A 14,159-nucleotide genomic window follows, 5' to 3' on the forward strand; every position below is an offset into this window, starting at 1 on the left:
TGGAACACTGTCGTGGCAAAAAATTCTTTTTTATTAGTTAGAGGTGTTGATGATTACCATCAAAGATGTCGCTGCGCTCGCCGAAGTTTCCATGATGACCGTGAGCAGATATTTTAACCATCCAGATCAAGTATCCCAATCAACACGTGAGAAAATCGAATCGGTGTGCGAAAAGGTTGGCTATGTTCACAGCTCTCGCTCTGTCACCCTCCCCCTTGAAAATGCCAATTTGCTTGGCGTTGTTGTTCCCGACAGTGGTAACCCCTATTTCGCGGAAACATTCAAAGAAATCAATAACCAAGCAATGGCAAAAGGCTTTCAATGCATCCTAATCGATACTGGCAATTGCAAAGAAAGAGAGATGATCGCGATTAAACGCCTCCTCAGTTACAAAGTAAAAGGCATTTTCTTATCACCCATTTTTGAGAACGAAAATTACAAGCCCGCCTACCTAACTCAGCTTGCGAGCTCTGGCGTTAAAGTGGTGTTTATTGAACAAATCATCCAAGGCACTGACTACCCTTTAGTGGAATTTGATAATGCCTCCAACGCTTATGACTTAACCAAGTTAGCGGTCTCCATGGATAGCAGAAAGCAATTTCTAATCTTGGCAGGAAGCGCTCACAGTAGTGTGTCAAACGAGAGATTGCGGGGGGTCGAATCATTTCTTAAAAGCGTACAAATCTATAACTACGACGTCGTGCAAATTGATTTCAACTCAAGAGCAACCAAGAAGCGCTGTATCGAGTTGTTTGATACCAAGCGATACTCTTCCATTCTGGCGCTCAACAACCTTATTGCGAAAGGCGCGATTCAAGCGCTCAACCATCACGGCCTAAACTCAATGGTGTTCAGTTTTGACTTGATCCCTGGCGCCGATATCTTTGGCTATAGCATTCCTTATGTAAAACATGACTATCAAGAGGTCGGCTCATCGGCCTTCAAAATTATGGATGCCATGCTTCATTCCACAGGTTCTTATGCTCAACGTACATTAATTGAAGGTGATATCGAGCGGGCATTTTCATCTCGTTTGTAAATTGATTGTCTTATGAGCGGTTAAGCACACACACTCTAGATTGCTGATGTTATCAATTTGAAAAGTCATTAACTTCAAAAATTAACTTTAAAACCAGTGGTAAACACCACACATAAAATGATCTATAAGCAAATTAACTTATTTTATACTTTAGGGTTGTATCAATAGCTAGATGTTAGGTAGGGTAAAAGCAGACCAAGGCAAACGTATGCTTTGGCCCGTTTTCGTTATTAAGGATCAACTATGTCAGCTACAACGCAATTACAATTTGCATTGAAACGCCCTTCAGGCGTTGCTGCTGCGATCCTCCTGCTCTCTCTGAACCTGATTCAGGGCTGACAGGCTATATCTAAAATTTCTGTCAGCTTGAGAAGAAGCTGACGGAAATGTCTCAATTCCCCCATTTTCCTTTTCAGTCTCTTCCAAGCGAAACTTAAGAGGAAAAACAATGTTAAGCGCACGCAACATCGCCGCCTTAGGCTTTATGACTTTTGCCATGTATTTAGGCGCTGGCAATCTTATCTTTCCACCCTTTTTAGGCTACCAAGCCGGTGAAAACTTTCTTAGTGGAATGTCTGGTTTCCTCTTAACTGGCGTCGGCTTACCCGCTTTAGCATTAGTTATGGTGGCAATCGTCAATGGCTCAGACAAGTTGACCGCCGCGTTACCTAAGCCGCTTGCCACCAGTTTTTGGGTGATGGTTTTCATCGTGATTGGTCCTGCGTTTGTTATCCCTCGTGCTATCACAGTGGCTTATCAGTTCAGTTTTGCTCCCATATTTGGAGAGGCCGCTTTGGTACCATTTACGCTCTCGTTTTGCATTATCACGGTGCTTTTTGCCCTTTACCCTGGCAAGTTGGTCGATAACTTGGGGAAAATATTGACACCAGCATTGATGGGCATCTTGATCATTCTGTCTGTAACTGCACTGGTGTACCCTGCCGGAGAGCTGACTACGGCAACAGGCGCTTACGTTGAAGGGGCGTTTGCTGAAGGTTTAACTCAAGGTTATATGACCATGGACGCGCTAGGCTCGATTGGGTTTGGTTGGATCATTTTCCGCGCGATTCGCAGTATGGGCGTCGAGTGTCCAAAAGCGACCGCTAAATACACGTTAATCGCAGCGCTGATGTACGCAGTTGCAATGGCCTTCGTCTATATCTCACTATCTTACATCGGTTCGACCAGTTCATACTTAGGACACGAGTTCACTAACGGTGGTGATATCCTAACCGCATTTACCTTCGCCCACTTTGGCGCTTTAGGTTCATTGCTGTTGGGTGCAGTAATGGTACTAGCATGTATAACCACCGCCATTGGTGTAACTACCGCTGGTAGCGAGTTTTATGACAACACTTTTAGCAAAGTGAACTACAAAACCTGCGTGATCGTGACCATGACATTATCGGGATTGGTGGCAAACATTGGGTTAGAGCAGTTATTGGCGATCACTTTACCTGCAGTGGTAGCGCTGCATCCCGTTGCGATTGCATTAATGATTATGGCGCCTGTGCGCAACAAGATGTCACAAGCTATGGTCGTGATTACTGCGTTTACTGCCTTAATATTTGGCTGTGTTGATGCCATTCATATTCTTGGCTACATGCCAGAAGGCATCGATCAGTGGTTAGTACGAAATATGCCGCTGTATCATTATTTTGCTAGTTGGATTTGCCCGACAGTCGTCATGGTGGTGGTCGGTGTCGCCGCGCATCGATACGCTGCTAACCAGCAAGCAAAATTAGCGACTCAATAGCACTATCGACGCACAAAAATCCCAGCCACTAGCCTTGTAAAACCCGTTATTTATTCATGAGTTTTATCGAATCCTAGTGGCTGCTCTAAAAGCAACCTTAGCTTGCTTTTAGAGAGAGCACTCATCATCAAATAGCCGCTAAGTCGTGCGGCAACTTAGTGCTATGGATGATTTTTATGCCAACTAAAAAAGCCATCGTTTCTCGCAATAAATCGTTATCTTCACCGCAATAATTCATTCGAACCACAAAATAATTACAAGAAAATGTGACGTGAAACATAAAACCATTTGCACATTGAGACTTCAATCACAGTGACACGACATATTTTTAGTCAATAATTTTCCTCGCGAAACAAATTGTTACACATTGAGGGAAACGAATGAAATACAAACACTTACTATTGCCTCTGTCTCTAGTCGTCTCTGCAACCGCAATGGCGGGAGGACATCGTGAACCTTATCAAGCCCAAACGGACCTGATTAATAAAACTTTTTCAGCTCAAGAAGCGCCGACATTACGTGTCGCAACTTTTAATATGGCGGCATCCCGAGTTTCATCATTAACTGATATTGCTCAAGCAATCAAAGCACTCAATGCTGATATCGTCGCTATTCAAGAAGTTGATGTTCTAACAGGCCGCAGCGGAAAAGTGGATCAAGCGAAGAAATTAGCACAACTGACCGGACTCAATATCGAATTTGGCCGAGCGATTGATTTTGATGGTGGTCAATATGGCCTAGCGATCGCTTCTAAATACCCAATCTTAAAAACTGAAGTCACTCAACTTCCTTCCGGCAACCGAGAACAACGTATTGCGTTTGAAGCACATGTTGATGTACCAGGATTCGACGCGCCAATTACGGTATTTAATGCGCACTTAGACACTAAAGAAGATCCAGCAATGCGTGTTGATCAAGTGCGTAAGTTAAATGACACGGCAATAGATACTCGTGGTATCAAAATCCTGATGGGTGATATGAATGACGTGCCTTACTCTGCGACTTACCAAGAGTTAACTCGCTACTGGAACGTGATTACGGATGAAACTGTTGATTTTCGCAGTTGGCCGGCAAGTAACCCTGAGATCCAAGTTGATTACATCATGACGGGTAAAGCGCAAAAATGGCAGGTTGAAGATATCACCGTTCCTCAAGTTCAAACACCATACAGTGATGTAAACTGGCCAGCAGTGACCGACCACCTTCCAATCATTGTTGAAATGAAAATGCTTGAGCAGTAAAGCGCTCTCGTAAACATTGAAACTTAAGGCACAGCGGCACAACGCTGTGTCTTCTTATCGATAAGCCAAACTAGGTTAAGAACAAGAGACAACGTTTTGCTACGTTTTTCGCTTCAAACTTCATTCATAAACCCAGTTTAAGCGCAGCACCATTACCCTAACTTGTTGTATAAAATTAGCGGCTTACAACAATCACAACCTTCCCTTTCTGCTGAGTAAAGTTGATTGCCACCTTGTTGCCCATTTAAAGCGTGAGTGCCTTCTACTTTCTTGCCTAACTTTCGATTTTTAAAGTAGAAATATTTTCAACTCAGGAGTACAGTCTCGCTGAAATCTGTTGTTCTCTAGGTCGTTGATTCAAGGGTTCCAAGTATTTTCACTACAATAGAGCCATTATCACAGCGCTAAAGTTCGCCTGTTGATAGGAGATTATTTTAACTTCTTGATTTGAAAAGAGCATGAAAGTAAGACTTGACGTAAAACAACTGCAGATTGGCCACTATATCTATTTACCGCTTAAATGGGATCAGCACCCTTTCTTGCTCAACTCATTCAAAGTGAAAAATAAAGAACAATTGAACATCATCAAGCAGCTAGGGTTAAGCTCCATCACCATCGATGCGCTTAAAAGTGATGTTCATGAACTGCCAGATGCGCAATGCGATAGTGACAGCAGAGTTGATATACCGTCAGAAAATCCCCCGACAACGGTGGAAACTTTGGCTCTTGATGAGATGTGGCAAAAAAAGCAACAGAGTTGCAATCAGTTTGCTGCAATTGAAGACCGTATTCACCGTTCAAAGGAAGCATTCACTAACACGTTAAATGACGTTGAAGAGATTTTTGCTATCGATGACCCTAGCAAAAAACCAAGCATCAGTAAGTCGTTGGCAATCGTCAATTTTATCTATAAAAACATCGATACTGAAAGCGGCAGCGCAATACACTTAATGAATGACTCGGTTGGCTATAGCAGGCTTCACTACCACTCTCTAAATGTTTCTTTGCTGTCGGTATTAATATGTCAAGCCAAAGGGCTAACACCAAAGCAATGTCAGTTGGTCGCTTTTGCAGCCTTATACCACGACATAGGTAAAACTCAGTTACCGCTTAGTTTACTCAGTACAACGCCTAGCGACGAGAGCGAAAAGCAACGGCTGGCCACTCATTTAGAAAAGAGTTTAAAAATCTGCGCTAAGCTACCTAATTTCCCCGATGCGGCATTGAAGCTGATCGGACAACATCATGAGCTCAATGACGGCTCAGGCTACCCCAATCACCTCACCAAAGACCAAATACACCAGCTCGCGCGCATCCTAATATTAGCGAATGCTTACGACAATCTTTGTAACGGGGTTGCGAGCCAATATAGCCCGCATGCGGCGCTTACCCACTTATACAATAAGTGCCGAGGGCAGCATGACGTTCAAGATATAATGGCGTTGATTCGTGTCGTTGGTGTCTATCCGCCAGGCACATTAGTCACGCTCTCTGACCATCAAACGGGTGTGGTTATTTCAACCAATACCGAGGCTAGACTGAGCCCTTACGTTTTGGTCTACGACCAAAATGTACCTCGCGAACAAGCAGCGATTATTAACATTGCAGAACATGGTTTAACTATTCTCAAGGTACTTGAAAGCAAAGAGTTAACCCTTGATCAATACCACTACTTAAACCCAGCTTCGCAATCCACTTACTTTATTGATGTTGAGTAGTTTTGCGTGCGCAAGCGTAAACTGAGCGTCGCTCTATCCAATAAGCAGCAGAGCAACTTTAAGCTTACGCACCGGCAAGATTACGGTTTAGCCGCTAGAGGTTGAGTCAGCAGTTTCAGCACTAAATCACGACAGGCAATAATATCGGATTTCTTAATGCATTCTTGTACGCTGTGAATGTGCATCATACCAACGCTGATATCCATGCAAGGAATGCCATTTTTGTTGAAAATGTTGGCATCTGAGCCCCCCATTCCATCATTGAACTGCACCGTTATTCCTTGCTGCTGACAGCTGAATATAAACCGATTGAGCAACTCTGAATCTTGCTCTAAACGAAAACCCGGTGTCCCTTCAGCAATACTGTTTTGGTATTGGATAGGCATCTTTTCCTGAAGCGCTTCTAACTGACAAGACACCTCTTTAATGAAAGCCTGCACTTTGCTTTGCACTCGAGAGCGCACCTCAAAGGTGATATCAACCTGCTCCATAATGATGTTAGTTGCGCTGCCACCATGAATAATACCGATGTTACTTGTGGTTTCATCATCAATACGCCCAATCGGTAACTGCGTGATCAGTTGTGCTGCGGCAACCATCGCGTTAAAGCCCGTTTCTGGCTCACTGGCATGCCCAGCTTGACCGGTGATCGTGACCACGCCTTTCGCTGAATAAGGCGCTGAAATATATGCGGTACCAATATCGCCCCCAGCATCAATCACGTAGGCGAGGTCAATCGGTGGTAAGCGTGAGAAATCGAGCATCTTGGCGCCTTTTAAACCCACTTCTTCACCAATAGTAAAAATCGCTACAACTGTAGGATGCAGTTTCGGGCTCGCCGCTAACTGAATCAATGCATCCAAAATAACCGCAATACCCGCTTTGTCATCCGCCCCCAACACGCTGGTACCATCGGTTTTTATCCAGTCACCTTGTTCAACAATATTGATCAAATCACAAGGCGTCACGGTATCCATGTGGGCAGACAATGCAATCGTGCCGGTTAGAGAGCCGGGTAACACCGCGATTAGATTGCCACACTGCGCCCCTTCTGCTTGATAATGCAAGTGCGCGTCGTCTTGGTAACACGAAATACCATGTTGGGATAATTGCGTTTGAATGTAGTCGCAAACTTGTGCCTCACGATAAGAGGGAGAGCTCAACGCCGCCATCGCTAAAAAATGGTCGATTACCTTAGTCATTTTCTCTCCTTACTGCCTCTATCGCTTGTTGTAAACGCTCAAGTCCTTGTTCTAATTTCTCTCGTGGGCAAGCAACATTGAGTCGCAGATAGCGTTGTCCACCAACGCCATATACATCGCCCGTCATAATCGCGACACCGGCTTTAACCATTTGCTCTTTCAGTTGTTCAACACTCACATTTAGTGATGAATAGTCTATCCACGCAAAATACAAACCTTCTGGAAACCGCATCGTCAACTCAGGTAACTGTTGTCCTAAATATTGTTGAACGAAGTGCAAGTTATCCTGCAAATAGTTTTTTAACTCATCGATCCAGTAGCTGCATTGCCGATAGGCCGTCATGGTTGCTAAAACCCCAAAAATTGAGGGGGATGACACTCCCTGCTGATACTTCAATACCTGAATAAAACGCTCATACAGCTCTGTCTCTGGGATAAGCACATAAGAACCACCGAGAGCGGGTGTATTAAAGGCTTTCGATGCCGACGTACAAATGGCAACACCTTGCTTGCTCAAATTAGTAATTGGGCAATACGGCACACCAAAACAGATATCCATATGAATATCATCAGAAATCACAAACACATTGTGCCGTTGGCATACGTCCAATAAATAGCTGAGTTCGTCTTTTTGCCACACGCGACCTACTGGGTTGTGCGGATTGCAGAGTAACAAAACTCGGCAATCGGCTATTTTGGCTTCAAAATCAGGTTTGTTAATCTCAAAGTAACCTTGGTTATCGAGCAAGTCACAGGTCACCATATGGCGACCAGAATGTTCAATACAACCGAAAAATCCGTCATAAGCTGGGGTGAATAGCATTACCCCCTCACCCGGCTCACTCGCCAAAGAAATGAGCGTCGCAATTGAATAAATCACACTCGGGCTATAAGCGATCCAGCCCGCCTCAATCGGGCTCGCAAACTGGCTATCATACCAATGGCAGATAGCCTGCTTGTAGTCATCATGATTCCAACGGCTATAACCATAAACCGGGTGTTCCACACGCGCCTTCAAGGTCTGTTGTATTTCAACCGGTGAGGCAAAATCCATATCAGATATCGTAAAAGGCAAAAGCCCCGGCTGACCAAAACGATCTTCAACATAATCCCACTGGGTACAATACGTATTGGTTCTATCGATTACGCCGTTGAAATCTATCTTCATGCCATTGCCAACTCTATTTTCTTGCGCATTGTATGCACTTGAGGGCCAATAACGACTTGCAAGTTTGTTGCATCAAGGCGAACCACACCAATCGCGCCGGCACTCTTGAGCTGCTTCTCATTAACAATTTCTGTCGAACGTAGCACCAGTCGCAGACGGGTCGCACAGTTGTCGATCGTCACGATGTTATCTTTACCACCAAGCGCCTCAAGCATATGAATAGCAAGGCCATCAGCACCTAACTTGCTGGCAACAGACTCGGTGTCATCTTCACGCCCTGGCGTTTTCAGATCTTTCTTGATAATCACGTATGTGAAAACAAAGTAGTAAGCGGCAAACCACACAATGCCCAGTAGCGGAACAAAGAACCAATTGGTTTTGAAGCCTTGCAACACACCAAAGACAAAGAAACCAATCACATCCCCCGCAGGACCAATATTGACGTCAAACAGAGACAAGGTTAAGTAGCCTAACCCCGTCATAAACGCATGGAACAGGTAAAGCAGTGGCGAAATAAAGAGGAAAATAAACTCAATCGGTTCGGTAATACCACTGACAATCGCAGTAACCGCACCAGAGATCAGTAAACCGCGAATTAGAGGACGGTTTTTCACTTTCGCGGTTCGATACATGGCAAACGCGGCAGCTGGCAAACCAAAGAAGAAGCTCAGCATACGACCTTGAGAAAGCAAAGCCGTTGTTTCCATAGGCGTTTCATGTCCAGCCGCTAAGTTGGTATAGAAAATGTTCAACGCACCAATCACTTGATGCCCATCAATAATCGCTTCACCACCCACTGGCGTAAAACGAATCATCGCGGTCAAAATATGGTGTAAGCCAAGAGGAATCAGTAAACGCTCACTCGCGCCAAAGATCATTGGACCAAACATTTCAGACTCTTGGATGATGTAACCCAAGCCTTTAATCAGCGCATCAAATAGTGGCCAGATGTAAGGGATAAGCATACCAAATACAGACAACACCACCAGCGAGACAATTGGCACAGCATGAGGGCCGGCGAAAAAGGCAAATGCATCCGGCAGTTTGGTATCTTTATAACGCTCATGCAGGCGAGCAACAATCACACCTGAGAAGATACCGCCTAATACGCCAGTACCAATTGTTTGCACACCTAAGATCATGGTTTGTCCTGCTTCACGCATTTCATCAGGACCGACCAACATACCGGTATGTTTAAGAGCAAAGTTTGTCCCCATCGTCATAATGAGGTAGCCAACAAAACCGGAGAATGCAGCCACTCCTCTCTCTTCTTTTGCTAACCCAAGAGGAATCGCAATCGCAAAAAGAACAGGCATGTTTTTAAAAGTGAATACGCCAACCATGGTGACGTATTGGAAGAAAATATTGATCGGTTCATAAGAGAGGAACGGCCACAGTTTTTGCAACTGTGCGCCAGAAAGTGCACTGCCTAATCCTAATAGAATACCGGAGATTCCGAGAAGCGCGATCGGCAAGACAAACGTCTTACCCAGCCCTTGTATAAAGCCCCAAAGCTTTGTTTTATGACTCATATAGCCACTCCATTTTGATTCACATTATTATATTTTGTAGGGAAATCGATGTCGTTTTCGCCGATACAGTACGAAACAATCTCAACAAACAAAATCGAAATGTGCTTCTGTAAAAGTGGAAGAGAATTTTCATATTATTGAGTGGTTTATGCGAAAATTACGCTTATAATCACATTCTTCAGGGCACTAAGCGAACCCTACTGTCCTGCCTCACTGTTTTGTGTGATTTAGCCCATAGTTTATCGCTGGATGCGAGCGTTGGAGAGTGTGTGAGTATCAATTCAAACCAAGTTAAGTTGATCGGTGTCCTACTACAGGGGAACTACCCCATTACTGACCTCGCGAAGAAAATGGCTGTCAGTCGTCGCCATGTCCACAACTATATTACCAATATCAACTATTACATTGACCAAGCGATCTGCGTGACAAAAGGCATTGCTTCATTGCAATTAACCCCTGAACAATGGGCACAAAAAATCACTGAAATTCCGCTTAATCACTACCGACCAATCTCGAATGAGAGACAAGATTATTTGCTCGACAGTTATCTGTTTTTAGAGCAATACAGATACTTAGAAATCGAGAAAAAGCTGGGGATATCACGACCAACACTCAAAAAGGATCTCAGTGAACTAGAACGACGTTTACAACTCAGTGGATTAGTGCTGCGCTACCTCGACAACGGCTTTGCAATTGAAGGAACCGAGAAAAAGTTGCGCCACCTAATGATGGAGCGAATTAACGAGCAAGTCATTGCGATTCAACCACAGATAACGTATCGCATCGCAACCACACCACTGCAGCATCACACTCAACGCGTGATGTCTCAGTTACTCGCAAGATTACCAGTCAAAGAAATCAACGTAATTATTCGCAATATTTCGCAAGCCATTGGCGGTAAGTTTCCTGTCCACTTTACTAAATTGATGTTTCTCTATTTAAGTATTTCTTTGCATCGAATTAATCAAGGACATCTGATTTTGCAAAAGAACAATGCTGACTACCTTAGACAAACAGACAAATTTAAACTGGTGCAGCACCAATTAAGCCTGCTTATTAATCAACAACTTGAATTTGAACACTTGCACTTAACTGAGTACTTTTTTAGTGGCTGCGCAACAGACAACTTTCATGAAAATCAAGTACGCGTTGAGATGTGCGCGATGCTGTTTCTACGCGAGATCAGACCACGATTATCCTTATCTCATAGCCAAACAACGCAACTGCACACTCAGCTTTGCCAATATTTGCCATCAGCGATCTATCGAATCAAAAATCACGTGCGTTTACAGTCCGTCTTAAATCATGACATTGAACAGTGCCATGAGTATAAAGTTACCGTCGACGCGCTTTCCAACTGCCAACATTGGCTTCCTGAGCCTCTCAGAAACGAAGAACTTCATCAAATACATCAATTTGTCGAACAGTCTCGACAGGTCTCAACATTAGAGCGACTCTCGCTCAATGAACTGCTTTGCACGGTGCAAGATCATGCAACAGACGTCGCGTACGAACCATTAAAACGGGCATTGCTAAGCCAGTACCCTGCGCTGTTTTCTGACGATACTCAACCCGACTATCTGCAACCCAATTGGTTTACTCACGCCGACATTCATTGGATACACTCAAGTGCGACTCGAGCGCAAATCTCCGAGTTCGCCGCGATACAGTTAGCCAATAAACTCAACCTTCATTACCAAGACGTGCAACCGCCACTGACAAAAGTGCTGACCGCATTTATTGACTACCTGCAGATTGGATCAAACGTCTATCTGTACTCAGCACAAGCCAACTCAGCCACTGAGCAATCGACGCTGCAACTGGTGATACAAGAAGATGAGAGTGGCGAGCAAACATCCGCGAATTACTATTTTTTCTTACTCAGAAATGAAAGCACCACGCCACTGAACTTGCTCTACGCCTTACATCAGTTTGAGCAACATAAGCAACCACAAGAGCAGCAACTCGCTGGCGACGCCTACCTCGATTGGCTGGTCACGCTGATTGAGCAAGAAGTGAAATAATCAAAGCGGATTGCCATTTTGGGCGGTGATCAGGTCAACAAAACGCGTTGCGACTGTGCCTTTGGGCTTATCCATTGGCCACAGCGCATCGACAGACCATTTTAAGTTGTGCTCGTGTACCCCGATAAACTCAATCAGTTCACCTTGGCGAAGCTCTTTTTCACATTCAACCCTCGGTAAGTTAGTCCAGCCAACACCATCCATTGCGAGTCGCTTTGCCATTTCAAAGTTATCAACATTCAACAAACGGCTGCTGTAGTTTTGTGTGCTTACCCCCAACTCATTTAATGGCGACAACACGATTTGCGTTAATCCTCGAATAAGCGCTGACTCAACCTCTTTACCGCTATTGATCCCCGCTTGCTCCGCGTAACTCGGTGCCATAACGCGCACGATATCAAACTCAAACAACTTGTTGTTCATTAAGCTACTCGGTACTTTGAAATTACTCAGCACCAAACCTACATCCGCTTCTTGCTTATTCATCAAGCCCATAACTTGGGTCGAGTTAACGCTAAAGATGTTCACTTCTGTTGCCGGAAACTCTTTAATTACCAGACTTATTGCTTTGTTCGGTGCAAAACAATGCAACGCAGAGTCGATGGCAATATTGAGCTGTGTTTCATCGTCAGCTAAGCAGAGCTCAACGCGTTGAGCAAAATGTTCAGCCTCTGCTAGCAAAGACTTCGCCGGATGATATAACACCTTGGCATGTTCAGTAGCCACTAGGTGTACGCCATTTCGCACAAACAGCTCTACACCTAAGTCAATTTCCAAATTACTGACTCTGCGACTGTATGTAGAAGAGTGCTTACCATATTTTTGAGCCACCAACGAAAAGCTACCTAGCTCATAGGTGAATATAAACGCTTTCAGTTTCGCCATATCTAAACTGTCTAAAGTGTCGAGCATATCTGACGTCCGTTAATTAAACTTATCATGCATAGTACGCACGATAGCGAAGTTTGTCATCCCAAAAGAGTCGCTTAAGATGCCTCTAAATCTTAAGAATATTACGCATCCAATACATTCATTTAACTTATGATTTGGACGCAAAGACAATTCAGAGTATGGGGAAGACAATGAAAAAGACCATGATTGCACTATCGATTGCACTCTCTACTTCGCTTGCAGCACATGCAGCAACAGACAAAGTGACATTCCATTCTGAAGATAAAGCAATGCTGGAAAAAGTCGCTGCACTGGGCATTTCTCAGTCCAACTGGGATTCAAACGAGTTCGCTTCAATGTTTTTCATCGAACCTCAACGTGTCAGTGAACATGCCATCATTGCTAAAAGTTCTAACCCACGCACATTTGATCAATCTGACAAGTCTATCGACCTCAACCACATCATGGTGCAAGACGTTGATGGGTGGGAGCTGTCTCTAAACGATTTGCTTCGTGACCGCATGCATAATCGCTCTATGGTCATCCTACAAGACGGTAAACTCGTTCATGAACACTATTGGTCTGGTATCAATAAAGAGACCAAACAGCTGACTATGTCAGCAGCGAAATCTTTCACTTCTTCATTAGCGGGTATTGCGCAAGCGGAAGGTTACTTCAAATTCAGTGACAACGTGGAAAAGTGGCTACCGGAAGCGAAAGGGACGGTGATCGGCGCTTATCCAATTCAGTACGTATCTGATATGCGTTCGGGCTTCGATTTGATCGATGACACTAAGAACGTATACGGAAGCGACTGGGATACTTCTATGGAACACGCGATTTCGTGGAAAGGTCACACTGACTCCGAGTGGGTTGGCATCAAAGACTACACCCCTCATCTTACTCAGCTTTCTTACGAGCAAGGTAAAAAGTACGAGTACCATTCATACAACACCGAAGCTTTGGGTCTAATCACCCAGCGCGCCGTGGGTAAGCATTGGACAGAGTACTTCCAAGAGAAGATCTGGGAGAAAGGTCAATTCACTTCAGATACTTCGATCATGGTTGACAAAGAACGTACGGTTATCGCCTGTGGTTCTATGGGTATGACGACTCGTGACTTCGCTAATATGGGCGATATTTGGGCACACGATGGTAAGTCACAAAACGGTACACAAGTTGTGCCTAAAGAGTGGCTAGATAATGTCTGGGCTGGTAACGACGAAGTAAAAGCCGCTTGGGCAAAAGGAAAAGAGGCGCCACTCGCAGAGGGCTTCTACAAAGACCAGTTCCGCGTACTCAACCTTGGTGGCGAAGAATGGCTACTTGCCATTGGTGTTAACGGCCAAGTTATCGCCGTAGAGAAAGAGTCTAAGACCGTTATTGCGATGATGGGCAACTATAACCTGCCAAGTGATGCACGTTGGGCTGTTGATGTTCTACACATGGCCATCCCAACAATCAAAGCAAACATTAAATAACCAGATTAATCCAGCAAGCCAGCGATGCGAATTTAGATGCTTCGCTGGCTTACATCCGAAAAATAGAGATGAACTTGATTTTACTCATCGGTAAACCCACCCCAGTT

10 protein-coding genes are annotated in these 14,159 nt (G+C 44.4%); 6 read left to right on the plus strand and 4 right to left on the minus strand.

The window, feature by feature from the left end; translation table 11 throughout:
- The first annotated feature begins 49 nt into the window (after positions 1-49).
- From GZK95_RS10270 to GZK95_RS10285, 4 genes are all read left to right on the plus strand, one after another.
- Complete coding sequence (locus GZK95_RS10270) at positions 50-1,039, plus strand: LacI family DNA-binding transcriptional regulator (RefSeq protein WP_075708358.1); 990 nt, start codon at positions 50-52, stop codon at positions 1,037-1,039.
- Between the two features lie 448 nt (positions 1,040-1,487).
- Positions 1,488-2,795: a branched-chain amino acid transport system II carrier protein gene (gene brnQ, locus GZK95_RS10275; protein ID WP_075713218.1), complete on the plus strand. Its 1,308-nt coding sequence runs from the start codon at positions 1,488-1,490 to the stop codon at positions 2,793-2,795.
- A gap of 380 nt (positions 2,796-3,175) precedes the next feature.
- On the plus strand, positions 3,176-4,036 hold the full coding sequence (locus tag GZK95_RS10280) for an endonuclease/exonuclease/phosphatase family protein (RefSeq protein ID WP_083626097.1): 861 nt from the start codon (positions 3,176-3,178) through the stop codon (positions 4,034-4,036).
- Positions 4,037-4,494: 458 nt separating this feature from the next.
- The gene (locus GZK95_RS10285; RefSeq protein WP_151148843.1) at positions 4,495-5,754 is read left to right on the plus strand and encodes an HD-GYP domain-containing protein; all 1,260 of its coding nucleotides are present in this window, start codon (positions 4,495-4,497) and stop codon (positions 5,752-5,754) included.
- Between the two features lie 80 nt (positions 5,755-5,834).
- On the opposite strand, the gene GZK95_RS10290 is transcribed toward GZK95_RS10285, so the two are convergent.
- The 3 genes from GZK95_RS10290 to malX are packed head-to-tail and all read right to left on the minus strand — an operon-like array spanning position 5,835 to position 9,656.
- Positions 5,835-6,956, minus strand: coding sequence for a M20/M25/M40 family metallo-hydrolase (locus GZK95_RS10290; RefSeq protein WP_075714909.1), 1,122 nt, complete (start codon positions 6,954-6,956; stop codon positions 5,835-5,837).
- Positions 6,949-8,124 (minus strand): MalY/PatB family protein, encoded by a 1,176-nt coding sequence (locus GZK95_RS10295; RefSeq protein ID WP_075714907.1) that lies wholly within the window; start codon positions 8,122-8,124, stop codon positions 6,949-6,951. Before GZK95_RS10295 ends, GZK95_RS10290 begins: the two co-directional genes overlap by 8 nt.
- A complete protein-coding gene (gene malX, locus GZK95_RS10300; RefSeq protein WP_075714905.1) occupies positions 8,121-9,656 on the minus strand; it encodes a maltose/glucose-specific PTS transporter subunit IIBC in 1,536 nt (511 codons plus the stop codon). Before malX ends, GZK95_RS10295 begins: the two co-directional genes overlap by 4 nt.
- A gap of 269 nt (positions 9,657-9,925) precedes the next feature.
- Between malX and GZK95_RS10305 the strand changes: the two genes are divergently transcribed.
- Positions 9,926-11,680 (plus strand): helix-turn-helix domain-containing protein, encoded by a 1,755-nt coding sequence (locus GZK95_RS10305; protein WP_075714903.1) that lies wholly within the window; start codon positions 9,926-9,928, stop codon positions 11,678-11,680.
- Here the strand turns inward: GZK95_RS10305 and GZK95_RS10310 are convergent, their stop codons facing one another.
- Positions 11,681-12,592, minus strand: coding sequence for a LysR family transcriptional regulator (locus tag GZK95_RS10310; protein ID WP_075714901.1), 912 nt, complete (start codon positions 12,590-12,592; stop codon positions 11,681-11,683).
- Positions 12,593-12,762: 170 nt separating this feature from the next.
- Here GZK95_RS10310 and GZK95_RS10315 point away from each other — a divergent pair, with 170 nt between their 5' ends.
- Positions 12,763-14,052, plus strand: coding sequence for a serine hydrolase domain-containing protein (locus GZK95_RS10315; RefSeq protein ID WP_075714899.1), 1,290 nt, complete (start codon positions 12,763-12,765; stop codon positions 14,050-14,052).
- Positions 14,053-14,159: the final 107 nt, after the last annotated feature.

Source organism: Vibrio panuliri (genome assembly GCF_009938205.1).
Lineage (GTDB): Bacteria > Pseudomonadota > Gammaproteobacteria > Enterobacterales > Vibrionaceae > Vibrio > Vibrio panuliri.

Bases quoted from the DNA above. Each gene is read 5' to 3' on its own strand.
- GZK95_RS10270 (WP_075708358.1), top strand. From the start codon at position 50: ATGATTACCATCAAAGATGTCGCTGCGCTCGCCGAAGTTTCCATGATG.
- brnQ (WP_075713218.1), top strand. From the start codon at position 1,488: ATGTTAAGCGCACGCAACATCGCCGCCTTAGGCTTTATGACTTTTGCC.
- GZK95_RS10315 (WP_075714899.1), top strand. From the start codon at position 12,763: ATGAAAAAGACCATGATTGCACTATCGATTGCACTCTCTACTTCGCTT.
- GZK95_RS10295 (WP_075714907.1), bottom strand. From the start codon at position 8,124: ATGAAGATAGATTTCAACGGCGTAATCGATAGAACCAATACGTATTGT.
- GZK95_RS10285 (WP_151148843.1), top strand. From the start codon at position 4,495: ATGAAAGTAAGACTTGACGTAAAACAACTGCAGATTGGCCACTATATC.
- malX (WP_075714905.1), bottom strand. From the start codon at position 9,656: ATGAGTCATAAAACAAAGCTTTGGGGCTTTATACAAGGGCTGGGTAAG.
- GZK95_RS10290 (WP_075714909.1), bottom strand. From the start codon at position 6,956: ATGACTAAGGTAATCGACCATTTTTTAGCGATGGCGGCGTTGAGCTCT.
- GZK95_RS10280 (WP_083626097.1), top strand. From the start codon at position 3,176: ATGAAATACAAACACTTACTATTGCCTCTGTCTCTAGTCGTCTCTGCA.
- GZK95_RS10310 (WP_075714901.1), bottom strand. From the start codon at position 12,592: ATGCTCGACACTTTAGACAGTTTAGATATGGCGAAACTGAAAGCGTTT.